The organism is Albidovulum aestuarii (assembly GCF_029961185.1).
GTDB classification, from domain to species: Bacteria; Pseudomonadota; Alphaproteobacteria; order Rhodobacterales; family Rhodobacteraceae; genus Albidovulum; species Albidovulum aestuarii.
The window spans coordinates 168,864-195,283 of record NZ_JASBQQ010000002.1 but is presented as its reverse complement, the minus strand read 5'-3'; the positions used below and the strand labels follow the sequence as shown (position 1 = coordinate 195,283).

Annotated in this window: 28 protein-coding genes; all 28 read left to right on the top strand. The window is 61.3% G+C overall.

Annotation, left to right across the window (positions count from 1 at the left end):
- Nucleotides 1–5: 5 nt before the first annotated feature.
- The 28 genes from QKW60_RS05640 (at nucleotide 6) to QKW60_RS05510 (ending at nucleotide 26,388) form a co-directional block, all read left to right on the top strand.
- Entirely contained in the window at nucleotides 6–1,139 is a 1,134-nt protein-coding gene (locus QKW60_RS05640; protein WP_282367142.1) for a DUF7146 domain-containing protein, read from the top strand.
- A complete protein-coding gene (locus QKW60_RS05635) occupies nucleotides 1,129–2,934 on the top strand; it encodes a phage/plasmid primase, P4 family (RefSeq protein WP_282367141.1) in 1,806 nt (601 codons plus the stop codon). The genes QKW60_RS05640 and QKW60_RS05635 overlap by 11 nt, the downstream gene beginning before the upstream one ends.
- Entirely contained in the window at nucleotides 2,931–3,464 is a 534-nt protein-coding gene (locus tag QKW60_RS05630) for a hypothetical protein (RefSeq protein WP_282367139.1), read from the top strand. The genes QKW60_RS05635 and QKW60_RS05630 overlap by 4 nt, the downstream gene beginning before the upstream one ends.
- A 491-nt stretch (nucleotides 3,465–3,955) precedes the next feature.
- Nucleotides 3,956–4,720, top strand: coding sequence for a hypothetical protein (locus QKW60_RS05625; RefSeq protein ID WP_282367137.1), 765 nt, complete (start codon nucleotides 3,956–3,958; stop codon nucleotides 4,718–4,720).
- A 129-nt stretch (nucleotides 4,721–4,849) separates the two neighbouring features.
- Nucleotides 4,850–5,206: an HNH endonuclease gene (locus QKW60_RS05620; protein WP_282367135.1), complete on the top strand. Its 357-nt coding sequence runs from the start codon at nucleotides 4,850–4,852 to the stop codon at nucleotides 5,204–5,206.
- Between the two features lie 229 nt (nucleotides 5,207–5,435).
- Nucleotides 5,436–5,768: a hypothetical protein gene (locus QKW60_RS05615; protein ID WP_282367133.1), complete on the top strand. Its 333-nt coding sequence runs from the start codon at nucleotides 5,436–5,438 to the stop codon at nucleotides 5,766–5,768.
- Complete coding sequence (locus QKW60_RS05610; protein ID WP_282367132.1) at nucleotides 5,768–7,522, top strand: terminase large subunit domain-containing protein; 1,755 nt, start codon at nucleotides 5,768–5,770, stop codon at nucleotides 7,520–7,522. The genes QKW60_RS05615 and QKW60_RS05610 overlap by 1 nt, the downstream gene beginning before the upstream one ends.
- Before the next feature lie 10 nt (nucleotides 7,523–7,532).
- On the top strand, nucleotides 7,533–8,804 hold the full coding sequence (locus QKW60_RS05605) for a phage portal protein (RefSeq protein WP_282367131.1): 1,272 nt from the start codon (nucleotides 7,533–7,535) through the stop codon (nucleotides 8,802–8,804).
- On the top strand, nucleotides 8,782–9,636 hold the full coding sequence (locus tag QKW60_RS05600; protein ID WP_282367130.1) for a head maturation protease, ClpP-related: 855 nt from the start codon (nucleotides 8,782–8,784) through the stop codon (nucleotides 9,634–9,636). Before QKW60_RS05605 ends, QKW60_RS05600 begins: the two co-directional genes overlap by 23 nt.
- A 10-nt stretch (nucleotides 9,637–9,646) precedes the next feature.
- Nucleotides 9,647–10,900 (top strand): phage major capsid protein, encoded by a 1,254-nt coding sequence (locus QKW60_RS05595; RefSeq protein WP_282367129.1) that lies wholly within the window; start codon nucleotides 9,647–9,649, stop codon nucleotides 10,898–10,900.
- 83 nt (nucleotides 10,901–10,983) lie between these two features.
- On the top strand, nucleotides 10,984–11,370 hold the full coding sequence (locus tag QKW60_RS05590; protein WP_282367128.1) for a hypothetical protein: 387 nt from the start codon (nucleotides 10,984–10,986) through the stop codon (nucleotides 11,368–11,370).
- Nucleotides 11,371–11,423: 53 nt separating this feature from the next.
- Entirely contained in the window at nucleotides 11,424–11,972 is a 549-nt protein-coding gene (locus QKW60_RS05585) for a head-tail connector protein (RefSeq protein WP_282367127.1), read from the top strand.
- Entirely contained in the window at nucleotides 11,972–12,328 is a 357-nt protein-coding gene (locus tag QKW60_RS05580; protein WP_282367126.1) for a head-tail adaptor protein, read from the top strand. Before QKW60_RS05585 ends, QKW60_RS05580 begins: the two co-directional genes overlap by 1 nt.
- Entirely contained in the window at nucleotides 12,325–12,729 is a 405-nt protein-coding gene (locus QKW60_RS05575; protein ID WP_282367125.1) for a DUF3168 domain-containing protein, read from the top strand. The genes QKW60_RS05580 and QKW60_RS05575 overlap by 4 nt, the downstream gene beginning before the upstream one ends.
- On the top strand, nucleotides 12,729–13,166 hold the full coding sequence (locus QKW60_RS05570) for an HK97-gp10 family putative phage morphogenesis protein (RefSeq protein WP_282367124.1): 438 nt from the start codon (nucleotides 12,729–12,731) through the stop codon (nucleotides 13,164–13,166). The genes QKW60_RS05575 and QKW60_RS05570 overlap by 1 nt, the downstream gene beginning before the upstream one ends.
- Nucleotides 13,166–13,357 carry a hypothetical protein gene (locus tag QKW60_RS05565; RefSeq protein WP_282367122.1) on the top strand — a complete coding sequence of 64 codons (192 nt, stop codon included), beginning with the start codon at nucleotides 13,166–13,168 and terminating at the stop codon, nucleotides 13,355–13,357. Before QKW60_RS05570 ends, QKW60_RS05565 begins: the two co-directional genes overlap by 1 nt.
- A gap of 63 nt (nucleotides 13,358–13,420) precedes the next feature.
- Nucleotides 13,421–13,867 carry a phage tail tube protein gene (locus QKW60_RS05560; protein WP_282367121.1) on the top strand — a complete coding sequence of 149 codons (447 nt, stop codon included), beginning with the start codon at nucleotides 13,421–13,423 and terminating at the stop codon, nucleotides 13,865–13,867.
- Nucleotides 13,868–13,871: 4 nt separating this feature from the next.
- Nucleotides 13,872–14,291: a gene transfer agent family protein gene (locus QKW60_RS05555; protein ID WP_282367120.1), complete on the top strand. Its 420-nt coding sequence runs from the start codon at nucleotides 13,872–13,874 to the stop codon at nucleotides 14,289–14,291.
- Nucleotides 14,292–14,416: 125 nt separating this feature from the next.
- Nucleotides 14,417–16,339 carry a hypothetical protein gene (locus QKW60_RS05550; RefSeq protein ID WP_282367119.1) on the top strand — a complete coding sequence of 641 codons (1,923 nt, stop codon included), beginning with the start codon at nucleotides 14,417–14,419 and terminating at the stop codon, nucleotides 16,337–16,339.
- Nucleotides 16,336–17,043: a hypothetical protein gene (locus tag QKW60_RS05545; protein ID WP_282367118.1), complete on the top strand. Its 708-nt coding sequence runs from the start codon at nucleotides 16,336–16,338 to the stop codon at nucleotides 17,041–17,043. Before QKW60_RS05550 ends, QKW60_RS05545 begins: the two co-directional genes overlap by 4 nt.
- Nucleotides 17,040–17,678, top strand: a complete 639-nt coding sequence (locus QKW60_RS05540) for a hypothetical protein (RefSeq protein WP_282367117.1) — start codon at nucleotides 17,040–17,042, stop codon at nucleotides 17,676–17,678. Before QKW60_RS05545 ends, QKW60_RS05540 begins: the two co-directional genes overlap by 4 nt.
- Complete coding sequence (locus QKW60_RS21030; RefSeq protein WP_419762647.1) at nucleotides 17,663–18,058, top strand: DUF6950 family protein; 396 nt, start codon at nucleotides 17,663–17,665, stop codon at nucleotides 18,056–18,058. The genes QKW60_RS05540 and QKW60_RS21030 overlap by 16 nt, the downstream gene beginning before the upstream one ends.
- A complete protein-coding gene (locus QKW60_RS05535; RefSeq protein WP_282367116.1) occupies nucleotides 18,043–20,073 on the top strand; it encodes a phage tail protein in 2,031 nt (676 codons plus the stop codon). Before QKW60_RS21030 ends, QKW60_RS05535 begins: the two co-directional genes overlap by 16 nt.
- A gap of 22 nt (nucleotides 20,074–20,095) precedes the next feature.
- The gene (locus QKW60_RS05530; RefSeq protein WP_282367115.1) at nucleotides 20,096–21,745 is read left to right on the top strand and encodes a hypothetical protein; all 1,650 of its coding nucleotides are present in this window, start codon (nucleotides 20,096–20,098) and stop codon (nucleotides 21,743–21,745) included.
- Between the two features lie 46 nt (nucleotides 21,746–21,791).
- Nucleotides 21,792–22,259 carry a hypothetical protein gene (locus tag QKW60_RS05525; protein ID WP_282367113.1) on the top strand — a complete coding sequence of 156 codons (468 nt, stop codon included), beginning with the start codon at nucleotides 21,792–21,794 and terminating at the stop codon, nucleotides 22,257–22,259.
- Between the two features lie 51 nt (nucleotides 22,260–22,310).
- Entirely contained in the window at nucleotides 22,311–24,704 is a 2,394-nt protein-coding gene (locus QKW60_RS05520; protein ID WP_282367110.1) for a beta strand repeat-containing protein, read from the top strand.
- Nucleotides 24,701–25,078, top strand: coding sequence for a hypothetical protein (locus QKW60_RS05515; protein ID WP_282367109.1), 378 nt, complete (start codon nucleotides 24,701–24,703; stop codon nucleotides 25,076–25,078). The genes QKW60_RS05520 and QKW60_RS05515 overlap by 4 nt, the downstream gene beginning before the upstream one ends.
- Nucleotides 25,079–25,110: 32 nt before the next feature.
- Nucleotides 25,111–26,388, top strand: a complete 1,278-nt coding sequence (locus QKW60_RS05510; protein ID WP_282367108.1) for a hypothetical protein — start codon at nucleotides 25,111–25,113, stop codon at nucleotides 26,386–26,388.
- The last annotated feature ends 32 nt before the right edge of the window (nucleotides 26,389–26,420 follow it).

The following is a 26,420-nucleotide window of genomic DNA, read 5'->3' as shown; positions in this document are numbered from 1 at the left end:
GGGACATGGTCACGACAAGCGATCATCGCCTGGCCGACGCAAAGGCCAAGCCGATCAAGGATGTTGCCGATCTTCTGCACATCAATGGTCTGGTGCGCGCTGGCCGCGAATGGGTCGGCCCGTGCCCCGGCGTCGGGTGCGGCGGTCGGGACAGATTTTCGATCAACACGTCGAAGAACCTGTTCAACTGCCGGATCTGTGGCGCCAAGGGGGACCAGGTTCATCTGGTCATGTTTGTCCGTGGCCTCGACTTCCTGCCAGCGCTCGACTGGCTCTGCGGTCCTAAGCAGGAACTGAGCGCGGCCGAGCTGTCGGAACGGGAACGCCGCGACCGGGAAAACCGGGAGCGGCAACAGCGGGAACAGCAGAAGTACCGCGAGAATGCCCGCCGGGCGGCATGGAAGATCTGGGATGAGGCGGTGCAGCCCGAGGCGACGCCCGTGCGCGGCTACCTGACCTTGCGTGGCATCCGGTCGGACATCCTGACCCGGATGCCGAAATGCCTGCGCTACCATCCGGCCTGTCCGTACATGGTGTCCGACGATGGCCAGCAGTGGCGCGAGGTTCACCGGGGCCCGGCGATGCTTGCCGCAATCCAGGGGCCCGACGGCAAGTTTTCAGGTGTGCACCGGACATGGCTCGACCTGTCGAAACCGAAGGGCAAGGCCGAGATCACCGATCCAAAGACCGGCAAGCCGCAGAAAGCCAAGAAGACCCTCGGATCAAAGAAGGGGGGCGCAATCCGGCTGCAGCCGTTGGGGTCAGTGCCGCAGCTGATCATGGCCGAGGGGATCGAGACGACCCTGTCTGCCATGATCGGCGGGACGCATGCCGAGGCTGCGTTTTGGTGCGGCGTCGATCTCGGCAACATGGCGGGCCAACGCATGCTCGGGAAGGGCAGGAAATTCGCAGGCATCCCGGACTTGGAAGATGCCGAGGCCTTCGTGCCGCCGGAATGGGTCCGTGAACTGATCTTCATCCAAGACGGAGACAGCGAACCACGCCTCACGCGCGCGAAGCTCTTGTCGGGCTGCCGTCGCGCTATGGCGAAGCGAGCGGGGCTGAAGGCCCGGATCGTGCCGGTGCCGGAAGGTCTTGATCTGAACGACGTATTGATGGGGGCCGCCGATGGCCGATGATGGAATCGACAATGTCAGAAAGCTGATGGGCGCGGCCGAGGATGTCGACCTTCCGGACGAGATCACGCCAGATCACGACGCGCCTGACGATTCAGCGCCGCCCGATGACGCCCCACCTGCGATCGATCCCGACACGATCCGACGGGCTTGCGGCTTTCCCCTGAACGATTTTGGCAATGGCCAGCGCTTCGCCCTCTATTTCGGCGAAGATGTCATCTGGGTGCCCCGCGTCGGCTGGTTCGTCTGGAACGGCAAGATGTGGCGCAAGGACCCAGACGAGATCGAGGTTCGCCGCCGTGCCCAGCAGATAGCGGAACGGGTCGAAGCGGAAGTGCCGTACCTGGTCCTGAGCGATCGGCAAATGGAATTGCTCGCGAAAGAGCGCGACCTGGTCGAAGAGCGGAAGTCAGAATCGAACAATAAGGACGACGACGGCAACCTGTTGCCAGATGCCAAGGCCCGGATCGACCGGATCGACGTCGATCTGATGGCGATCGGAACGATGAAGAAGCGGCTGGCAGATCTTCGCAAGGGACATCGACGCTTTGCTCAACAGTCCGGAAACAGCGCCCGGATCGCCAATGCCTACATGGAAGCTGGAACCATGGTGGCTCGGCAGTTGGACGAACTCGATGCAGATCCGCTGATGATAAATACCGACAGCGGAATCCTGCGGTTCAAGGTGACCGGTGGCGATGGAGACGGCATGTCGCGCGTTGCTGAGGTTGAACGCATCGATCATGACCGTGCGCACCTGGTGACGAAGGCGGTTGCGGCCAGCTACGATCCGGATGCCACCGCGCCGGGTTTCATGGCGTTCCTAGAACGCATCATGCCAGCCGCCGAGATGCGCCGCTTCCTGCAGCGGTGGTTCGGTCTATGCATGACCGCGCTGACGGGCGAGCAGAAGCTGGTGTTCCTCTATGGTGCCGGTGCCAACGGTAAATCCGTTCTGGTCGACCTCATGGCGCGTATCCTCGGCGACTACGGTGCAACTGCGAAGATCGAAAGCCTGATCGGCCGAAACCGCCGTTCGGGTGGCGACGCGACGCCGGACCTGATCCCTTTGGTCGGTGCCCGATTTGTCCGTGCCTCTGAGCCCGAAGAGGGCGAGCGGCTGCAGGAGGCAAAGATCAAGGAACTGACGGGCGGCGAGCCGATGTTGGCGCGCGGTCTGAATGCCGACTTCTTCGAGTTCCTGCCGCTTTTCAAGCTGACCATTTCCGGAAACCACAAGCCCGATATCCGCGGCACCGACGACGGCATCTGGCGGCGCTTGCTGTTGGTGCCCTTCGATGTGCAGATCCCGAAGGCGGAGCGCGATCCGGACCTTGTCCAAAAGCTCTATGAGGAACGCGACGGCATCCTGAATTGGTTGGTCGAAGGTCTTCTCGATTACCTCGAAAACGGCCTGCAGGAGCCCGAGGCGGTCATGGCCGCCACGCAGGAATACCGCGACGAAAGCGATCCAATGGGCACGATGCTGACCGAGTGTGCCGTTGTCAGCGGGTCCGAGACAGATTTCATGACGGCGAAGGACCTGATCGAGGCATTCCAGTTCTGGCAGGAAGAGCGTGGCGAAACACGTTGGGGGAATCGCACCTGTTCGCTGCGCCTGAAGGAAAAGGCTGACAGAAATTGGCGCCATCCCGGCAGCGGTCGTTCATTCATTGCCGGAAAAAGCGGCGTCACCGGATATCGCGGCATTCGCCTGACTGATGTCTTTGCCGATCGTTTCGCAAATCGGCCGCAACACACCCGGTCAAGCAGGGCTGACAAGGACTTCCCGTCATGACACGCGAGGAACAGGACGCCCTCATTCGCCGGGAATGGCTTGTCGGAACACCCTTACGGGAGATCGGCGAGGCCATCGGGTTGTCTGCAGCGGGTGTATCGTTCCGGGCAAAAACCCTTGATCTCGGGCCCCACCCCAAGCGCCGCACCACGCCGGAGCGCGATGCGCGGTTCCGCAGGATGTGGGCGGCTGGGGAAACGCATCAAAAGATCGCCGATGCCTTGGGTATCGCGCTCGGCAGCATCAAGACCAACGCCAACCGGCTCGGCCTCGATGCGCGCCGCGCCTACCATCTGGAAAAGACCGTTGTCCGGGCAGTTCCGGTTGCGGTTGCCGAGAGGCCAAGGCCTGCGACCGCCAAAGTGCGGCGACCTGATGGCGTGAGAAATCCGAAGTGGACTGCGGAATGCGATGCGCTGATCGCGGCCACAGGCGGCCGGTACGCAGAGATTGAACGTCTTTCCACGCTGATCGGTCGGCCGACATCTGAGATCAACGCCAGATGGCTGCGGATTCGGGGGCGCTCATGACCTCCCCGCACCCCACCATCACCGTCTTCGAATTGACTAAGCGGCCTCGGACCCGTCGCGCCCTTGGGTCTGAGTTGGGCCCGATGGGCTTGAGACTGCCCTGTCAGGGCCGGAGATGTGAAGAAGGGGGTTCGGGGGAAGTGTTTGTGTTTCAACTGGTTAGGCGGCGATTTGGGCCCGACGGGCCCGAGGGGCTTGAAAATGCGGGTGACGCGTATGCGCGCGTGCGCGCGCGAGATGGAAGGCGAAGACGAAGGAAAGCGGCGCTTATGCGAAAGGTCGGAATCTCGGGCCCCTCGGGCCCGTCGGGCCCAAATCTGCGTCTACTGCTTTGTTTTCATTATCTATTCCGCAACGGATTATATCCTCTTTTCAAGCCCAACTGAATCAATCTCAAGCCCTTCGGGCCCAAGGGAAAAGAAACAAGATCAAGATGAGGTGGCAGTATGAACGGTAAGCACAATAAGTTGGGTTTCGGGTTTGACCGATCCATGAGCGAGCGACTGGTGGCCGAGCATCGTGAGCGAGTGGCCGCCAGACTGAATGAAACGGACGCGCCGATGCGGGCGCTGAATGCCGCAGCGATACCGCCTGACATCTGCGGGCCCGAGATCCCGGCAAGCCCGGCGCGAGGTGCATATCGGGTGTTTCGCCCGGTCGAGATTGTGCCAGGATCACGCGGCACGGCGCGGCCATCTGGATATCAGGGGCCTGGCGAACTGCGGCCACGCGCCGCCATCGCCAAAGCCGATGTCTTCGATGCGATGCGTGCCGATGCGTACCGTCGGCATGAAGCAGCCGGTGGTGATCCGGAGCTGTTCATCCCGCCTTTCACACCCGGACAGGAACAGGTTGGGCGCGACTACCGAGACCTGACCGAGAGACACGAGGCTGGTGGCATGAAGTGCGCGTCGCTAGAAACCATCGGCAAGGGCGGTGGCCAGGGCGAGTTCATCGATGCCTTCATCGCCGAAGGGATGCGCCTTGCATGGATGGTCAATCGCATTGGTGTTGGGGCTGCGATGGAGGTGCGCAGGGTCAGACCCTCGAAGCGCGGCGTCCGTGCACGCGGTGTGATCCTGAACCGGACGCTGGTTGATATGGTCTGCCTCGGTGACCGCAGCCTCAGCGATGTGCTGAAGGCTCATGGCTGGGCTGCCAAGGGGGACACACGCGAGGCGCTGCGCAAGACCTTGGCGTCCATTCTGGACTGTATGAGGGGCTACACGCTGAGAGCACCACAAGATATGTCTTGACAGTTAAGTCCGCCTTCGGCATCTTCCTTGCCATCATCCAGTACCACGCCCGCCGGGACCCATCCCGCAGCGGGCGTTTCTGTTTGGACCACCCACCCAGCGAGGGCAAGGCGATGAAGTGAGGGGCAGATGGGGCGGCTGAAGCAACTGCCGAACAGGCTGACATCTCTGCCGCCCCGCATCGCTAGCCCTTCGCACCAGTCTGAAGCCGACCGCAATCGATACCGCCGGGCGACGCAGCCGTGGCGCAAGTGGTATTCGACGAAGGCTTGGCAATCCCTGAGTTGGAAGGTGCGGCTCGAAGCCCACTTCACTTGCGCCCAGTGTGGTCGGGTCGAAGGCCGCAAGGGCCAGACGGTCGCGGACCACAAGATCCCGCACAAGGGTGACGAAGCACTGTTCTGGGATGAGAACAACCTGCAGTGCCTATGCAAGCTATGCCACGACAAGGTGAAGCAAGCCGAAGAGCGTGCCGCTGGCTGGTAGGGGGGGTGGGTCGAAAGTTCACAGGGCCGCGAGCCGTAGACCCGCGCCCCCCCAATGCGGAGATTTTTTTCTGGTGGAACGGCAGAATCCAGCGGCTGAGACAGAACGTGACCTGTTCGGCCGGCCAGTCGAACCGCTCCGTGAACGCCGGGGGCGCCCGAGCTACAAGAAAAGCGAAGAAAATCAGAGGTTTGTTGAGGTTCGCGCGGCTGCAGGGTGGACTCATGAGATGATCGCCAAGGATATGGGGATCGATTCCGACACGCTCAGAAAACATTTTTCGGCAGAGCTGGAGTTTGGCCGGGTCAAGACCGAAGGCATGATGCTGGACGTCCTAATGCAGCGGGCCCGTGAAGGACATGTGCCTTCCGTACGCGAACTCCGCGATCGGATCGAGCGGGCCGCACCAAAGGCGCCGCGTCGCCAGAAGGATGGCGGGGTTGGAGAGGGGCCGGATGACAAGAAGCCGCTTGGCAAGAAGCAGGCCGCGCTTGAGGCGGCGCGGCAGGTCCCGGGTGACTACGGCGATATCTTTGACCGCCGGAGGGGCCGCACAAACTGATGCCACTCGACGCGATGTCGTTCGCCTGCCCAGACTGGCAGGACAAGCTGGCTCGCGGCGAGACGCCGATCCCGGATTTGCCGCTTGATGAGATCGAGGCCGGGATCGCCGTTGACCTTTTCGACAAGCTGAGGGTGCCGGATATCCCCGGGCAACCAACCTTCGGGGAGGTCGGGGGTGAGTGGATGCGCGACATTGTGCGTGCTGCCTTTGGCTCGGTGAGGTTCGAGGACGATCCGGACCGGCCGGGTGAGCAGCGGATGGTGCGGCTTGTCGGCGAGATATTCAATCTGGTGCCGAAGAAGAACGGCAAGACGACGAACGCTGCGGCACTGGGGCTGGTGGCAATGATGATGAACCGCCGGCCGAACGTCGACGGTGTTATCATCGGGCCGACACAGGAGGTCGCGGAGAAGTGCTTTGCGCAGGCCTGTGCCATGATCGAGGCAGACGACTACCTGTCCCGGCGTTTCAAGATTGTCACTCATCGATCGATGATCATCGACAACCACGTCGATCCGGAAACCGGCGTACGCATGAACGCCAAACTGAAGATCAAGTCCTTTGATCCGAAGGTGGTCACCGGATCGATTCCGGCATTCGCCATCCTCGACGAACTGCACGTGATGGCGGAATCGCATTATGCGGACCGGGTCATCGGGCAGATCCGGGGCGGGATGATCACCAATTCGGAAAGCTTGCTGATCATCATCACGACACAGTCCGAGCGGCCGCCACAAGGGGTCTTCAAGGCGGAACTGAACTATGCCCGCGATGTAAGAGACGGAAAGCTGACGGACGGTGTCCGGATGCTGCCGATCCTTTACGAGTTTCCAATCGCGATGCAGTCAGGCGAGGACAAGGCGTGGCGCGATCCGAAGAACTGGCCGATGGTTCTTCCGAACCTTGGACGGTCGATCACGATAGACCGTCTGCTCGATCTCTACAAACAGGACCGCGATAAGGGGCCGGAAAGCGAGGCCCGCTGGGCGTCGCAGCACCTGAACATCGAGATTGGCCTGGGCATGATGGCCGATGGCTGGACCGGGGCGCTGCACTGGGAAGCTGCGGCGATGCCGGGACTGACCATTGATACCATGATCGAATGCTGTGACGTGATCGTGGGCGGAATTGACGGCGGCGGTCTCGACGACCTTGCGGCGCTTGCGCTCCTAGGGCGGCACGCCAAGACGAAAGCCTGGCTTGGCCTGGTACATGCATGGGCCTTTCCCGAGGTTTTTGAGCGGCGAAAATCGATCGCCTCGAAGCTGCACGATCTGATTGAATGCGGCGATCTCACACTCTGCGACCTGGTTGGTCAGGACGCTGAAGAGATGGCGGAGATTCTGCTGAAGGTTCACCACGCCGGTCGGTTCCCCGACAAGGCGGCGATCGGCCTCGACAGTTGGGGTGGGTCGTTGGTCTTCGTCGACACGTTGGTTGCGGCGGGCATCGATGAAGAACTGCTGTCCATGGTCGGGCAGGGATACAAGCAACAGCCCGCGGTGCAAACCATTCCGCGCAAGCTGAAGGAAAAGACGATGCGCCATGCGGGACAGCCGATCATGACCTGGTGCGTCGCCAATGCAAAAACTGAACTGAGAGGGAGCAACTACGTGGTCACGAAACAGGCCGCGGGGGCGGCGAAAATCGACCCGCTTATGGCTCTTTTCAACGCAGCTATGCTGATGCTCGGAAACCCCGTGGCGAAGGGTCTTTCAGTCTATCGCGAACGCGGCGCCCTGGTGGTGTGAGGAGATCCTGATGTCCATCTGGTCACGCCTGTGGAATGGCTCGCAATCGCAGCCTCAGCCGCGGGCGGCGACTCAGCCAGCCGGCGGCGGTGTCATCATAACGACGCCCAAGCAGCTTGAGGACGCGATTGCCGGCGCACTGCAATCGGCGTCCGGCGTAACGGTTAATGCAACGACGGCGATGCGCTCGGCGGCGGTCTACGGATCGGTTCGGATCATTTCAGGTGCTGTCGCGACGATTCCGCTGCACGTCAAGCGGCGCGTGAGTGATCGCGAGCGTGAGGATATGTCCGATCATCCGCTTTGGAAGATCCTCCGCCGTAAGCCGAACCGTTGGCAGACACCCTCGCAGTTCCGCAAGATGCTGCAGGCGCATCTGCTCCTGCGGGGTAACGCCTACGCCCTTATCGTCACGTCGCGCCGGAATGTTATCGAGCTCATCCCGATGCATCCAGATCGCGTTCGCTGCGACCAGGAGAGCGACCTGTCGCTCGTCTACACGTACACGCGCCGTGATGGCCGCGAGATCAGGCTGCGGCAGGAGGAAGTGTTTCATCTGGTCGGGCTTACGCTCGATGGCGTGCACGGTGTCTCGCCGATCACCTACGCCCGTGAGTCGATCGGGCTCTCGCTCGCCATGGAGAACCATGGCGCAACGATGTTTCGCAACGGGGCGCGTGTCGGCAGCGTTCTGAAACATCCGGGTCAATTGGGCCCAGAAGGATTGGCGTTTCTGAAGTCGAGCCTGGACGACTACCGATCCGGCGGTACGAGCGAAGGCAAAGACCTGATCCTCGAAGAGGGGATGAGCATGGAGCAAATCGGTATGACGTCCGAGGACGCTCAGTTCATCGAAAGCCGCCAGTTCTCGCGCTCCGACATCGCCATGTTCTTTGGCGTGCCGCCCTCGATGCTCGGGGACAACACCGGGAGCGACTCGAATTGGGGCACCGGCCTCGAGCAGAAGTCCCTCGGCTTTGTCACCTATACGCTCGAGGACCACCTGACGACCTGGGAAGAGACGATCAACCGCGATCTGGTCACGGAAGATGACATCTATGCCCGATTCAACCGGGCCGCCCTGGTCAAGGGCGACATCAAGGCCCGCTGGGAAGCGTACGTGAGGGCGCTGCAGTGGGGGGTGCTCAGCCCGAACGACGTCCGCGCGCTCGAGGACGAGAACCCGCGCGATGGTGGCGATGTCTATTACGACCCGCCCAACACGGCCGGCGCGTCCGGCGGAAACACAGGAGGTCAGAATGACCCTTCGCAAACTGCCTGAGGCAAAGACCTTCCAGCGCCCGCAGAACTTTCAGTGGGACGCGCCGTCGGACGTCCTCGCAAAATGGGCTGAGACGCCGGCCATGGCCGCATCGTCGGACGATGCGACGATCACGATGTTCGACGTGATCGGCGAGGACTTCTGGACCGGCGGCGGCGTCACGGCGAAGCGGATCGGCGCCGCGTTGCGCGCGATCGGCGACCGCGATGTGACGGTGATGATCAACTCGCCCGGCGGCGACATGTTCGAGGGTATCGCGATCTACAACCTCCTGCGTAAGCACCCGGCGAAGGTCCGGGTCGAGGTCATGGGATGGGCGGCGTCGGCCGCCTCGATCATCGCCATGGCCGGAGACGAGATCGTCATGGGCCTCGGGACCTTCATGATGGTGCACAATGCCTGGGGCATGGTGATCGGAAACCGCCACGACATGAGAGAAGCGGCCGACATGTTCGACGGCTTCGACGCGGCGATCGCCGACATCTACGAGGCGCGCACCGGTCTTGCCCGCGACGACATAGTCAAGCTGATGGATATCGAGACCTTCATGGGTCCGAAGGACGCCGTCGAGAAAGGCTTTGCCGACGAGGTCGACGATGGCCTTTCCATGCCGGAAGGTGGCGCACAGAACATGGACCGCGGGCTTATGGCCCGCCGTCAGACCGAGGCCGCGCTTGCAAAGGCCGGCCATTCCCGTTCCGCCCGTGCCGAGATGCTTCTCGAGATGGGTATCACTTCGGCGGCCCCGCGCGATGCAAGCCGCAACGCCACGCGTGATGCAGGCGATCTGAGCGCTTCGGTGAAGCAGCTTCTGGAAACCCTCAGGTCATAAGGAGACCGACATGAAGATGAAACATGACCCGCGCTTTCGCGGGCTGTCCGGCCTCGTGCGCGCGGATGCCACGGGTGCCAAGGCAATTGTCGACGAGATCAACAAGGCCTTCAACGAGTTCAAGGACAAGCACGCGAAGGATATGGACGATGTCGTCCGCGTGCAGGAGGTCGACCGCATCAACGCGGCGATCACCGAGCTGAACAAGGAACTCACCGACGTCAACAAGGCTCTCGCGGCCGCGAAGCTCGGCGGCGCCGGCGGCGATGTCGACCCGGCCGTAGGCGAACACGCCCAGGCGTTCAACCGGTTCTTCCGGAAGGGCGTCGACAACGGCCTGACCGATCTCGAGGTCAAGGCGAAGCTGACCACCCAGTCCGATCCCGACGGCGGCTATCTTGTGCCGGAGGAAATGGAATCGACCATCGACCGCGTTCTCGGCACGGTGTCGTCGATCCGCGCGGCTTCGCGGGTAATCAACATCTCGAGCGACAGCTACAAGAAGTTGGTGAACCAGGGCGGTGCCGGGTCGGGCTGGGTCGGCGAGACGCAGGCGCGTCCCGAGACCAACACGCCGACGCTGGCCGAGATCGTCGTCAATGCGCATGAGCTCTACGCCAACCCGGCGGCGACGCAGAAAACGCTCGACGATGCGGCGATCGACATCGCTGAGTGGCTCGCTGACGAAGTTGGCATCGTTTTCGCCGAGCAGGAAGGCGCCGCCTTTGCCCAGGGCGACGGCGTCAACAAGCCGCGCGGCATCTTCAGCTACACGACTGTCGCGAACGCCTCCTACGCCTGGGGCAAGATCGGCTTTATCGGCACCGGCGCATCGGGTGCGTTTCCGACGGCCTCGACGTCGGTCAACCCGGCCGACCCGTTGATCTCGCTCTACTACGGGCTGAAGGCGGGCTATCGGAACAACGCCTCTTGGCTCATGTCCGACGCAACGATGGAGACGGTCCGGAAGCTGAAGGACGTCGAGGGCAAGTATGTCTGGTCTGCCCCGACCGAACAGGGCGAGGTCGCGACCATCCTGCGCAAGCCGGTGATCAGCGACGACAACTGCCCGGCTATTGGCGCGAACAATTTCCCGATCGCCTTCGGTGACTTCCGCCGCGGTTACTTGATCGTGGATCGCGTCGGCATCCGGGTGCTTCGCGACCCCTACACCAACAAGCCGAACGTGCATTTCTACACCACGAAGCGTGTCGGTGGCGGCGTCGTGAACTTCGAGGCGATCAAGCTTCTGAAGATGGCCTGACCAGGTCCGGCCGGGCAACCGGCCGGTTCCCTTACTGACGGTGCGAGCATCGTCGCAACCCATCCATTGGAAAGGACGATCCCATGAAGGATCTGTATTCGAAGCTGGGGCTCGTGCAGTCGCTCGGCCCTGTCGTTCTCTCGGCGACCAGCACGGGTGCCGCAATCGACCTGCAGGGTCACAACAGTGCACTCGTCGAGTTCGCCACCGGTGCCATTGCTGGCGCTGGCGACTTCACGGCGAAGCTGCAGGAATCCGACACGACTACCTCGGGTGACTTTACCGACGTCGCCGCGGCGGACCTGCTCGGCACGCTGCCTGCCTCCCTGGCGGCGGACAGCGTCTACAAGCAGGGTTACGTGGGCCGTAAGCGGTACATTCGCCACGTCATCACCAAGAACGGGGGCACGTCGATCGCTGCATCCGCAACGGTGATCAAGGGCAACGCGACCGAAGCTCCGGTGGCCTGACGACATCATGGCGGCGGGGCGCTCACCGCCCCGCCTCACTTTCGGGGATCGACATGGCCAATCTGCGGATCAAAACGCCTCCTGCCTCGCTCGCGGTCGATGTCGAGACGGCACGGGAACATCTCTCAGTGACCGAGTCCGACGACAACTACCTCATCCAGCAATACATCGAAGCCGCAATTGGTTACTTGGATGGCTGGACCGGGATCTTGGGTCGCGCGCTCATGCCGCAGACCTGGGAAATGGTACTCGAGACCTTTCCAGCCGGATGCATTGAGATTCCGCTTGGCCCGGTCACGGCGATTGATTCAATCACTTACCTCGATGAGGATGGCTCGTCGCAGGTGATGAATTCTTCACTCTACCAAACCGACATGACAGACGCAGGAGCACGGATAAGGGCGCCAGAGGGCTGGCCTTCCGTCGGCGATTATCTCGGCGCGGTCACGGTGCAGTGGCAGGCAGGAACGGGGTGCCCGGCTGCAATTCGGGCGGCAATTCTGATCATGGTGTCAGACATGTTCAATAACCGGTCAGGGTCGGCCGAAGCAAACGGCAGGGTCAAGGCTCTTATCGCGCCATTCAGAAGGCTTCGTGTCTGATGGCCGCACCGCTTCTTGATCATGTTGCTTTCGACGAGCCGACGCAGGCAGACAATGGTCAGGGTGGAACTATCAGCGGATGGCTTGAGCGATTCTGCACGCGGGCCCACTTCAAGTACCTGCGGGGCGGTGAAACCGTCTTGCAGGCACGACTTTCCGGTCAGCAAACCGTCGTTGTTAAGGTCCGGAACTCCGCCGCGGCGCGCAGCATCACGCCAGTATGGCGGATGCGCGACCTGCATCGCGGTTCCACGGCCGGTGAGTTTCCGGGCGTGATCTACAACATCAGGTCCATCATTCCGTCGGATGACCGGCTTTATCTTGAGCTGACCTGTCAGAGCGGGGTCGCGACATGAGCGAGTCTAACGCGCTGCAGGCGATGATCGTGACATGTCTGAAGGCAGATGCAGCCGTTGCAGCGATTGTCGGGCAGAAAGTGTACGACAAACCAGCTGCCACCGTCTCTGCGCCTTATCTTTCGATTGGTCCGTCGGATTATGTTCCGGAGGATGCCGACTGCATCGATGGGCGTACGGAAACGGTGCAGATCGATTGCTGGTCCGAGGCGCAGGACGGCAAGCGCGAGGTAAAGGCCCTCGCGGACGCCGTAAAAAAGGCGCTGCATGGCTATGCGGGCACGCTGACTATCGGAGCGCTTGTGTCGCTGGAAGCGAAACTCGTGCGGGTCCTGGACGATCCGGACGGGATCACGCTCCACGGTGTTGTGCAGGTTGAAGCACTGATCGAGGAAGCCTGATGGCGGTCGAGGGAATGGACAAGCTTCGGGCACGGTTCCGGGCGTTGCCCAAAGCGGTACGTCAAGCTGTTCGGGATGAGATGGAACGGATCGCGACCGAATGGGTCGCGCAGATGAGGCGGCTTGCCCCGAAGGACACTGGCCAGTTGGCGGCGAGCATCGGCTGGACCTGGGGAAAGGCTCCATCTGGGAGCATCGCCGTCGGCACGGTCGGTGCGGGCGCCAACCGCATCACGATTTATGCCGGCAATGAAGCGACCATCGTGACGAACAGTCGTGGCGTTCAGTTTCAGAAGGCAAAGCTGCAGGAGTTCGGAACAAAGGCAATGCCCGCTAATCCGTTCTTCTTTCCGGTTATCCGGGGCGGAAAGCGAACGACGACACGAAGGATCAACGCCGCCGCAGTCAAGGCGGCACGTCAGCTATGGGGGAACTGATGGCAACGGCAATCTTCCACCGCGAATTCAACTGGTCGCGTCCCAAGGGCCTCGGTTTCGGGGCCAAGCCGTCTGACAAGGCTCAGACATTTCCACGCGACTTCATTGACAGGGCCGTTGCCTCTGGCGCGGCCACAGAAGTTCCGCGGAAGCGGAAGAAGAAGGCCGGGGACGGCTCAGCGCGGGCCTGATGGCCCTTTCAACACATCAACCGGCGAACCGCCCCGGCGGTCGCATTTGCATGGAGAAGTGACATGGCGGCACCCGTCACGGCGAAATATGAACAACTGGTCCTGGAGGTCGAAACAACGACGCCCGGCACCTATGCGAAGCTTTGCGGTATCATGGGATTTTCGATCAACCGAGAAGCGCAGGTTGACCGCGTCGAGGTCCCGGCTGATTGCGACGACGAGAGTCTTCCCTATTCCGTCGAAAAGCAGGTGCGCAGCACCGAATATGTCGTCGAGGGTGAGGCTGTGTGGGCTCAGCAGAGCCATGAAACCGTCCTGCAGTGGTTCCGTTCCGGCACGACGAAGAATATCCGGATTCAGCACGTCAATGCGGCAAGCGGCGACGTTGAGTACGAATCGGGTGCAGCGCTTCTGACCCAACTCAACCACCAGCGTTCGAAGGGTCAGAAAGTTACCGCGTCGATCCGTGCTGAATTCGACGGCACGCCGACCACGACCGACAAGGTCTGACCTGATGTCCAGCCGTGTCGAATTGACCTGGATCGGGGGCGACCATGCCTTTGCCCTCGGTCTTGGGCAGCTCAGGGCCGTTCAGAAGGCCTGCGATGCTGGCCCGATGGAGGTCCTGACCGCCTTGCGCACGGGCACGTATCGCGTCGACTATCCGCTTTCGGTTCTTCGATACGGTCTGATCGGTGGCGGTATGCCGGACGCAGAGGCCCGCACACTGATGGACACACTGGGCGACGCTCATCCTCTCGGCAAGTTCGTGATGACTGCAGCGATCGTCCTCGCCGCTGCCATCGTGGGTGTCGAGGATGATCCGGTGGGGGAGGGGATGGGGGAGCTGAGCCCCCCGGAAAATGGAAGTTCAGCAGGTTCTACGCCAATGGAGCAAAGGCCGGATTCACCCCAAGGGACGTCGACGCCATGAGCCTTTGGGAGTTCGCCGCATGTATGGATGGCCTGTCCGAATTCCATGGGGGAAAGAAGCCGTCACCGGGCGGCGAGCTGAGCGACGAATGGTTGGCGGAACATGGGATTGAGGGGTTCTGACGAATGGCTGACGAAGCTGCCCTTGTTTTCGCGCTCGATGCCCGCATCAACAAGATGGAGCGAGCTCTGGCCCGCGCCGAGGCCCGGGCGGCGGCGGCTGGTAAAAAGATCGAGACGGAGTTTCGGAAGACCAACCAGAAGGTTACGGATGGCCTTGCTAAGAGTGCGACAGGGCTTTCCCGACTGGGACAGGTCACCGGGGCACAGCGGTTCGTAATCCAGAACACCGCCAACCAGTTCGGCGACCTCGCGGTGCAGATCGCGGGTGGCACGACGGTGATGCGAGCCATGTCGCAGCAGGCGCCGCAGCTTCTGGGCGGGCTAGGGGCACTCGGCGGGACACTCGGGACGCTGGGACCGCTGATGGGCGTCGTCGCGGCCGTCGGTCTTCCGCTCGCGGCGATGTTCTTCAACATGGCTCTCGGGTCCGAAGAGGCGGCCGACAAGGCTGAGACGCTGGAAGACAAGATCAAGAATCTGTCTTCGGCGGTGTCTAACTATTCGGAGGCGGCGAACCTTGCGCTGAAGGGCACCGGTGAACTCGCCGACGAATACGGCAGGTTTGCGTCGCAGGCCCAGCTTGCCCTCGATGTCCAGGAGCGGCTTCGTCGGAGTGCTGCGCAGGACGCAGTATCGGCTGCTGCGTCCGGTATCTCGGTTGCGTTCGGAAGTCTTGATCTGGGTGGTGGCGGCGATGCCTTGGCGGTTCCGGATGTCTCGGATTACGAGCAGACTCTTCGGCGACTACGCGATGAGATGGGTCTGACTGCCGATCAGTCGGTTCAGTTGGTCCGCGCACTGAGCGCGGTGGCAAATGCCAGTGGTCCTGAAGCGCAAGCGGCGGCATTTCAGGCGCTGCAGAGCGTTCTGGTTTCAATTTATGGAAGCATTGAAGAAGCGAACCGCGCGACCGGTGGTCTCGTCGACAAGATCAACGAAGCCGTCGTTAAGACCCTCCAACTCCAGGCAGAAACCGAAAAGGTCGCGCTTGCCTCGAATATGATTGCCGCGGCCATGGCCTCGGCTGAAGGGGCAATAGCTGCAGCGACCACAACTGCTTCATCGCTTGCGGCCACTATCCAGAATGCCGCCACGGCAGCGTGGGACTACGTCGGAGCACTCGGTGCTGCTGCAAACAAGCAGGCGGCCGCAGTTGGCGGTGGGCGAGGGTTGGATCCACGGCAATTCGAAGATGACCCGTACTATCGCAACCGGTACTTTCCGACCCCTCAACCCTTGTCGCGTGCGACGCGCTCTTCTGGCGGCGGATCGTCGAATGTTAACGCGCAGCAAGCCGCTGATCTTGCAAAGGTAAAGGCGCTTTATGCGTCAACCCGCACGGAACTTGAGCGGTATAACGCCGAGATGGAGGAATTGCAGCGCCTCCATCGCGAGGGCAAAATTGATGCTGACCTATTCGCGCGTTCTGTGGATCGGCTTGATGCAGAGTTCGGAAACTCCAAGGTCGGCGACTTTAAGAACGGAATTCTGGACCTTGCGACAGGCGTTCTGTCGGCCGAGGACGCCTTTGACCGGCTCAAGGCTGCCATTATCCGAGCATCGGCTGAATACCTGCTGTTCGGCACCGGAGCATTCGCCGCAGGGTCTGGCGGCGGGATCATAAAAGGTATTCTCGGAAGCGTCTTTGGCGGCATTCCGGGCTTCGCAAGTGGTGGAAATCACATTGGCGGGCTGAGGATCGTCGGGGAAAATGGCCCGGAAGTTGAGGCGACGGGGCCTTCTCGAATTCTACCCGCTGACGTCTTGGCGCGCGCCGCATCTGGTGCCGGTGGAAACACATACATAACGGTACATGTGCCGGGTGCCACCGGAAACAGTGAAATCATGAGAATGGTTCAAGCGGGCGTTTCTGCCGGGATTTCTCAGAATAACAAGCGTCAGTACGAGAGGCAGCGGCGAGCATGACGGTTGTTGCGTGGCCCACTGAAATTCCTGTCTTTGAGTCCGTTGACTGGCGGTTGTCGGGGTTCACGCAAAGTCCCGGGCGCGCGATGGATGGGCGTGAACAGTTCGTCTGGCGCGAAAACCGTGTCTGGCGCGCGACCATCACGCTTCCGGCGCTTCGCGGGAGCAAGGTGAGCACCCTGCGCGCCGCTGTCGATCAGATGCGTGGGAGGTTCGTCCGGATCTCGATTCCTGTCTGCAATCGATACACCACGCGATATCGCGGCGATCCCGTGGCATTCTACGCCTCTGTTGGCATTACGGCGCAGCAGATATCGGCCGGTTATTTGCGTTATTCGGATGGAACGACCTTTTCGGATGGAGCCGGATTTGCGCTGCCGGACTATCAGGAGCCTGTAGCCATGTATGCCGCCTCGGCGGGGGCTTCGCGGATTAAGCTGCATGGCTATCTTGGCAGACACCTTTCCGTAGGGGCGTACTTCACGATCAACAACTTCCTGTATCGCGTTCAATCCAACGATGACGGCGATATCCGGTTCAACCCGCCATTGCGCGAAGCCGTTTTAGCGGGTGCAAGTGTCGATGTCAGCAACCCAACAACTCATGTCCGGCTTGAGTCGGACGACGAGTTTCGGGTTGCAGAAAATCATAACCGCATCACGTCTCAGGTCACCTTCGATGTGGTTGAGGCGTTCGACCGATGAGCAGGCTCTTGGCTGCGCAGCCAAACCCGACGGCAGTGGAGAACGCGCTTGCAAAAGAGGCTGTGCATTGGGCGGTTCTACTAGAACTGAAGTTTGTCAGCGGAACACAGTACCTGAGCAATATGAATGTGCCGTTCACTGATATGCTATGGGGGCGGACCTGGGTGGGCACAGGTGAGCTTGGCGGAATGAGCAATATCGACGGTGGTCCCGACGATCTCGCCCCATACCGGGAATACTACCTTGGCCTGCCGTGGGGGGTCTTGAACGACGAGAGCCTCCCAACGCAGGCCGCGTCACGCCTGCCGGAATTGATTGGCAATCCCTCAGACTACCGTGGCCGCGAGGCGAACCTGTACATTCAGTTATTCGATGGCGCGTTTTCCGATGGCCGGGCTTTCCCCGTCGGGGTGCCGATAGCAATTGACAAGAGTCTCATGCAGCACGCGACGGCAAGCTATTCTCCGAGTGCAGCAATCCTGACGATGAAGGTCGAGGGGCTTCTTGCGCGCAAGGGGGCTCCGGTGTTTGGTCTGTTGACGGACAGAGACCAGAAGCGTCGCCATTCGACTGATAACGGCCTGCGCTACGTTCCAGAGGTCATGAGCACGAGCCCCAAATGGACGGACTGGTGATCCCGCCTTTTTTGGCGCGAACGGCATGCGAGCCATTCATATGGGGGCAAAACGACTGCGCGACTTGGGCGGCTGCACTGGTCGCAGAGGCAACCGGTAAGGATTTGGCAGCAGGCTTCCGGGGAACCTACGACACTGCGTTTGGGTGCCGCCGGGTGATTATGCAGCACGGCGGGCTTCTTGAGTTGTCGCGCAAGATGATGTCCGGGTTTCCTTCAGGCGAGCAGGAAAACGGTGTCTGTGTGGCGAAGGTTCGTGGGCGGACCATGTGTGGAGTTTTGAGCGGGGGGAGGCTCTTTGTGAAGACAGAGAATGGGCTGTTTTGCCCGGCTGAGTTCACCATTTTGGACGGGTGGAGCCTGACATGCCGCAGGCATTAGCATTCATCGCTCCTGCCGTCTTCGGAGCGGGCGGGACTCTGGCTTTGTTCACGGCAGCGGGCACCCTGACAATTGGTGGAATTGCCGTTAGCATTGCTGGGTCACTATTGCTGTCGGCAGCATTCGCCCCTGACACTCCGAAGGCTCCTAAGCCGGAGGATATTCAGCTCAATATCCGCCAGCCAATCGGGCCAAGGATGAAGCACTATGGACGCGTTCGTGTTGGCGGAACCGCAGTATTTTTCCGCACCCGTGCAGGCAAGTTCTACCGTGTCATTGTCCACGGCCACGGCGAGATTGACGGAACTGAGAAGTACTTCCTTAACAAGGGGGAAGTGACGCTTGATGGCTCTGGGTTTGTAACCGAGACTCAATACACCTCGAACGGCACGAAGCGGGTCCAGATCAAGACGCGGCTTGGGGTAATTCCCGAAACGCATTACAGTGAAGTGACTGCGATTTGGTCTGATTGGGACAACACACACCGTCTGGACGGCCTCTGGACGAGCCTTACAATTGCAGAGCAAGTTCCGCCGGATGATTTTCGCAGAGTCTATCCGAACAACGAGCCAGCAATCGAGATCGTGGCGCGCACATCGAAGGTTTACGACCCTCGCACCCTCGCCACAGCTTATTCGGATAACGCCGCCCTTGTAATAGCTGACATGATTGAAAGTCCGGATGGCTTCAATCGTCCCGGAACGGTGGACTATGCGGCGCTCGCAATTGAGGCGGATCTTGCTGATGGTCAGGTCGCGTTAGTTGCCGGGGGTGCTGAGGCTCGATGGAGGCTTGCCGGAACCTACGCGTTGAACGAACGCCCAGGCGATGTGGTCAGGCGTATGCTCAACGCTTGTGCTGGCGATATTCGGCTTTTGCCAAACGGAAAGATTGGCGTTGAGGTGGGAGCCTACCGCGCACCCACAGTGACGCTGACCAGCGCCGATTTGCTAGAGTTCGAAGAGTATTCGCACGGGCCTGACCTAATCGAGCGCTATAACACGCTGCCGTTCTCATATGTCGATCCTTCGCTTGCTTATGCGCAGACGGAGGGGGAGGCGTGGAATGATGCGGCACGAGAAACCGATGACGGTGAAGAACTTACCGGCCCACTGACGGATCTAAATTATTCGCCGTCACATCGTCAGGCGCGCACCGCAGCAAAGATCAAGTTGGCCCGTGACAATCCGCGCAAAAAGTTGGTCGCACGATGGAGGCCGAGCGCGATTAAGGCGCTGTATGAGCCGACCGTAAGCCTGGACATTCCCGAAGCGGGGATTAGTGGTGTGTTTCGAGTGGACAGTTATTCACTCGACATCACGACCGGGGCCGTCACCTATGCGCTGTCGCTGGACGAGGCTGCAGCCTACACATGGACAACTTCCGAGGAAGGCACGCCGCAACTCTTGCCGGACCCTGACGTTTCCCTAGGGATCCCGGACCCGACGAACTTCACTGCCGGTCCACAGGGCGTTCAGGTATCAGCCAACACGTTCTCTGCGGGCATTGCGGCCGTCTGGGATCCGCCATCCAGTGACGCGCTTTCGCCCCGGCTGGAGTACACCTCTGCTGGGGGCAGCGCATGGAGGGCTGTACCTCTGAACCCCGCGGCAACAACGGCAGCAATTGGAGGGTTGACGGACGGGGCATACTATGACCTGCGGTTGGCGTTCGTGGCCTCCGACGGAACTTCTGGGGGATTTGTCACAGAGACAAACATTCAGGCGCTGGCCAGCACGTCGGCGCCCGCCGCACCTACATCACTAAACGTGACCGACCAAACCGGTGGTGTCGCGCATGTGACGTTCACGGCATCGGCCTCGGCGAACATATGGAAGACGCAGATCTATCGGGACGCTGTATTGATCGCCACGTTCTTCAACGACCCGTCTGAAGCCGTGGCTTTTGACGATGCGAGCGGAGCTGGAACGTTCGACTGGACCGCTCGGTCAATTAATGTTTCTGGCGTTGCCAATGCTGCCGACGCCGGGCCCGTGACGCAGACAATCACCTAGAAACCATGGACAGGAACAAACGATGGTAGCGTTTCCGCATGGCGGGGCCGCGCAGATCTGGCGCGACGGCTCTCCATCCCCACACAACCCGGACAAAGCCGAAATCCGCGACTACCTCCGGCATTTCGAGGATACTCGCGCGCTGACGTTCTACGATTTCGGGGCGGTCGGAGACGGTGTCACGAATGATGCTGCTGCGGTGCAGCTTGCACTGAGGTCGGGCACCCCCATTCGAAACCCGCGCCACGCTGTTTTCGCTTGCGCCTCAACCATCTCAGCGCCGAACGTCAATACGCATGTACGCGGCGGTGTTCTCAAATTCTCCGGCGGGACTGACGGGGTGCAACTGCATCATACCGGCGTCTATTCCGTTGATTGGGATGACTGCGAGATCCGCACCACGCAGGCGGCCAGCGGCAACGGGCTTTCGATCACCTACACCGCTGCGGTTCTCGCGTCGAACAGGCATGAGGAACTGGTCAAGCTGGGCGATGGCCTGCAAATCGGTGGTGCGGACGCGACAACAGGCGCTTGGACGGTCGGGCTCTATGGCGATAACGTGTCTAACGCTGACATCGGAGCAGTCCACATCAGAGGCAGACGGAACCTCGCCGCATCGTCCGGGACGCATGACCGGGAATACTTAGCAGGCACTACCGGATACCACATGACCTCGACGGATGATGGCTCGCCGGTCACAACTGACATGTCACGCGTGCACGTTCGGGCTTGTGAGACTGGTGGTAGGTTTTCAGGCCGTATGGAAGGCGTCGCAATATCCGGCGGTCAACTCATTAACTGCCGCTACGGTCTAAATGTGGACTTCCTCGATCTTGTGGCGGGCACGGATCAGGTCGATCCTGGCTTGTGGGTGGAGGGTGTTCACATCAACGCATCCGAACGCTGCATCATTGCGAAGAACCTTTACGAGGGTTGGATCAAGGACTGTGAGCTTTACCGGTTCACAAATGTCGATGGCGTGAACTGGCAGGCCTATGAATTTGATACACTTTCGGAGATGCACGTTGGTGAAAACGTGGTTTCCGGATTTAACACGACTGGCACTCCCGGAACGGTTAAGGCCGGCACAGTCACGAATGCCAAGCGGTGCCGGTTTGATGGCGATATCTTGCGGAACTGCGACAGCGGCATCGACCTGACTGACGCCAACTCGATTAACAATGACTTCCGCGACATACGCGCGTTCAATGCGTCCGCGAAGGCGACCTATCAAACTGTAACTTTCTCTGGCGGTTCGGGAGAGAGCAACGTCGTTTCCTTCGACAATGGGGCCGGTCTGGTTAACTCGGCGACGGGCGTGACCGTCACAAACTCGACCACCAACATCGTTTCGAAGTCGATCCCCGATGCTGCAGTTGGCGAGGTCTACGAGGTCAGTTTTGAGTTCGAGGCGCTGAAGGGAGGCACAGCAGGTCTCACGAAACTGTTCGGTGTTCAGTCTGGCGGAACCGGAACGGCAACCTTCGACCTCGGTGCCGCAATCGACGTGTGGCAGGGCGCAAACCATGCCGCCAACGAGAACTACCGTGGCACAGGCAAAGGTTTTGCCACGGTCACTGCCGCTGGGACCATTCAGTTGACACTTCAGGGTCAGTCCGCTGGATCTAACAGCACTCTAGGTGGCGCGATCCGAATTCGTCGCATCGCCTGAACTTTTCACCTTCATCACGACAACCTAACACGGAAAGGAGATTCCCGTGAAACTTACCCATGTCTTCAAAACGCTTCTGGCTTTCGTCTTCGCGCTCGTTTTTGCCGCAGCCCCGGCATTGGCGGCATTCCAGTTCTCTGATGCGACGCGCAATGCCGCACTCGACGCGATCGAGACAACCATCGGCACGGCCCCGACGCTGGAAATCCGATCCGGTGCGGCCCCCGCCAACTGTGCGACTGCCGACAGTGGCACAGTGCTCGTAACGATGACATTGCCTTCGGACTGGATGGCTGCCGCGTCGGCAGGGTCGAAGGCAAAGCTCGGGACTTGGCAGGATGCCTCCGCTGATGCCACAGGCACGGCGGGCCACTTTCGCATCAAGGCGGGCGCGACCTGTCACATTCAGGGCTCGGTTACCGCAACAGGCGGCGGTGGCGATATCCAGTTGCAGAACACGTCCATCGCCACCGGCCAGGCAGTGACGATCACCTCGTTCACGATTTCCAACTGATCCAGGCGCGGGCCGTTTTGTCGGCCCGTCCAGGTCTATCCGGGGTAGTCAATGGCGCAGTTTCTTCGGCCTGATGCTGATGTTGCCATATCGTCGTGGGCAGGTACGCCGACCACGAGTGGCATCTATCAGAACGTCGATGAAGCGACGGCCAGCAATACCGACTTCGTCTATTCCGGCAACAACCCCAACGGCTCAGGCTGCGAACTTGGCCTGAGCAATCCCGGCAGCACGCCCGGCAGCGGCACCTGCACTGTCCGCTGGCGTGATGCATGGCTGAACGGCACCGCGCTCAACTCCAGCGGCACGGCCGTCGATCTCGACGTTCAACTCTTGCAGGGCGCGACTGTCATTGCATCAAGCGGCGTACATGCTGTCACGGGCGCTTGGACGGCACGCAGCTTCACCTTCGCTGCATCGGCGGTCAGCGACTGGAACGATCTTCGGATCAAGTTCGTCGCCACGGGCGGCGGCGGAAGCCCGGCAAACCGGCGCGGTGCGGGCGTCAGCTGGGCCGAGGTTGAAACACCGGATGGGTCTGTCACCATAACGGGCACTGGGGCGGGTTCCCAGCCTCTGAGTGGTACCGGCGGCGGGTCTGTCGATGACACGGGCACCGGGGCAGGGTCAGCAGCCCTGACCGGATCAGGGGCGGGGTCCGTCGATGATCAGGGCGCTGGCTCGGGATCGATGCCGCTCAGCGGCTCTGGTGGCGGTTACGTTCTGACATCTATGACCGAGCATCCCACGCTTATGACCGGGCTGGTCAGCGCGTGGGAACTGGATGAGGTCAGCGACGGATCGGTGGCGGTGGCCCGGATCGACAGTCACGGGCCGAACGACCTTGACGACAATGGAACCGTGCCGTCGGCGAATATCTCCGGCACCGAGGTTGCGGTATTCGATCGTGCGAACAACGAATTTTTAAGCATCTCCGATGCTCAGCAGGTCGGTCTTGGGCCTTCTGGCAGTTTTGCGGTGGCCTTCGCGTTTCAACTGGACAGTTTCAACCCGTCCGGGTCGAATACGATCCTCGTCATCAAGAACAACGGCGCGATCAACGAGAGAAGTTTTTTTCTCACGATCCGAACTGATGTTTCAGACCGGTATTTTGAACTGGCCGCGTCATCAAGCGGCACCAGCAACTTCCAGAGCGGTGTTGATGTCACCGCGCAGATTGGTAGCGGTGGTGCGCCGCACACCGGTGTCATGTCCTTCGATGCGCCCGCCGGTGCAGCTGATTTCTACATCGATGGTAGCCTGATCGGCCGGGTCACGGGCTTCCCGACCTCGCTCTTTGATACGTCAGCGCCGTTCCAGATCGGTGTATCGGGTGACGCCGGTCTCGATGGCTGGATGAAGCGGGTGCGGTTCTGGGGCCGCACGCTGACAGCCAATGAGGCGAAAGACTACCACTTCGGCGGCGATGGCCTGCCGTTTGACGTGGTCAGCGAGATCACCGGTACTGGTGCTGGTTCGACCTCTCTCTCAGGGTCAGGGGCTGGATCGGTCGACGATGAAGGTACGGGGTCAGGCTCGCAGCCGATTGGCGGCTCCGGCGCTGGATCGGTTGATGATGAAGGTACCGGCGCTGGGTCCCTGCCGCTCAGTGGCTCGGGTACGGGTGATGTCGGCGCAGCGCCGCTTGAAGGGACCGGCGACGGCTCGATGCCGCTGTCTGGCACTGGTGCTGGTTCAGTCGAAGACGAAGGCGATGGCGCGGGGACCATGCCTCTATCCGGCTCCGGCGCTGGCGATGTTGCGGACGACGGGCAGGGCTCCGGCACGCAAACGCTCGGTGGGGCTGCGTCAGGCAGCGTTGACGTGGAAGCTTCCGGCTCAGGCTCCGCGCCCCTCTCCGGGTCTGCGGCCGGCGCGGTCGATGACGAAGGCACCGGCAGCGGGTCGTTCCCGCTCAGCGGTACAGGGGATGGCGTAGTTGGTTCGGCCCCGGTCGAGGGTGTGGGCGCAGGTTCCATGCCGCTCTCGGGCGCTGGCGCTGGTGAGGTCGCTGATGATGGTGTCGGGGCTGGTACAGCGCCACTTTCCGGCTCCGGCGGCGGGTCAGTTGACGATACCGGCAGCGGCAGTGGCTCGGCCCCACTGACAGGCTCTGGCTCGGGCGCAGTTCAGGATACCGGCACGGGCGCTGGCACTTCGCCGCTCAGCGGCTCCGGCTCCGCCTCGGTCGATGACACGGGCACTGGCTCGGGCGCGTCACCACTTACCGGCGTGGGGGCAGGTTCGGTTGACGATGATGGCGCCGGGGACGGCTCCATGCCGCTCACCGGTGCGGGCGCAGGCACGGTCGTCGATCCGGCGGCCATCAATCACATCGTTCTAGCGGGCTACAGGCGGCCATCGTTCCGCGCGCCCGGCGGAATGGTCGCGGCGAACGCACCCGGTATGCGGGGCAGGGCAAAAGCAATCGGAGGCGGATCGTGAGCAACAGACCGGCAATCTACATCACCCAAGGCACCGTTGGGCGCGCTTGGGCGCTGCAACTCCTGACCGATGCGGGCACGCCGGTCGATCTGACCGGTGTGACGGGTGTCACGTTTTCGATGGTTCCGCGCGGCAGCACGACCCGCAAGGTCGATAATCAAGCGGGTGTCTTGGGCGCTGGCACCTACACCTTGCCGGACGGGTCGTCGCAGACCTTCGCCGCCACCGATGGCGTTCTGATCTACCAGCCCGTTGCGGGTGACGTGGACACGCCCGGCGAATTCCTTGGTGAATTCACTTACCAGGTCGGCGGGCAGCCAGTTGTCGATCCCGGCTACAGCCATCTCGAAATCCACATCAAGCCCGCGATCTAGCGGCATCTCATTCCCTTCACAGGAGAACGCTCATGACACGTCTCACGGCGACCATCGCCATGCTCGAAGACATCCGCGATACTGCCGTTGCGGGCATCAACGCTCTGATCGAGGATCTGGAAACCGGCGGTTTGCCGCACGGTGAATACGAGGGCGAGACGCCTGCCGAAACCGATCCCCCTGCACCCGATGAGCCTGTTGAGGAAGGCCCGAAACCGCCCGCGGAAGAGCCGCCGACCGAAGAGCCGGAGGGTGAAGCGCCTTCTGAGCCTGAGAGCCCGCCAGATGAGGAAGCGCCTGCGCCTGACCCTGCGCCCGCCCCGCCGCCGCCTGCGGCACCCAAGCCCCCGGTTTCGCCTTCAGCGCGCCGCGCATACATCGAGGGGCTGTATGATCGCTCCACGCCGAATGGGATCATGGACAAAAGCGACATGCTTGTCGCCGGACGTGATCCACTGCCGCAAGGCATCGATGTGACGCCGGACGCCGTCATCATAAACGGGTTTTCGGGTGGCATCATGAAGCCGCTGGATGTTGGTGACCGGAAGCTCATCGTGAAGAGCCGCATGGCCGGATTTGCCGGGCTTCTGATCCGGGACCGTCCAGGGCGCAACGCGGGCGGCATCATCGATATCTATCCGACCGGTGGTATCGATGTGATCGAGGACCTGGAGGCCATCGGCTGCATGGGGAAGGATGCTGGCGCACCGGCTCTCCTGTGGCAGCGTGGCAGCGGTACGGGGAAGGATTACCGGTGTGGTCATCTGGGCCACATGCTCCGCCCCCGGATTGAGGGCTTTTCCTCGGATCACCTCAAGGTGGGTGGCTCGCCGTTCGGTGGCACGGTCTATGAGGACTGCTATCATGGCCCACGATGGGCGGCCCCGGGCGACCGGCGCCATCCCGACACCTATACCGTCACGGCGGCTGTCGGCGGTGTCACGATCAAGAACACGCTGATCGATCAGCGGGCCTGCCCCGATCCACAGTACCGGGGCGTGATCAACAACATGGTCAGGGGTGTTCGCGACAATGGCAAGGATTTCCTTGTCGAGGAAGTCACCCTCGATGGTGTCGTGCACTACCGCGACGACTATCAAACCTTCAGCGTTCAGATTGATGACCTCGGCCTGCCCAACTTCAACGGGCCGTTTCGGTTTCGCGACGTCTGGATGCAGGGTGGCGATGTCGATGGGGATATGTACTTCCACCCGACGACCAACCGGAACTTTGTCTCTGAGTGGATCAACGTCAGAGACACGATCACCGACGCCGTGATCCGGCCGCCGTCGGGCGCGCGGGTGGCGTAACGGTGCGCACGGCAACGCTGGATGCGGACGAA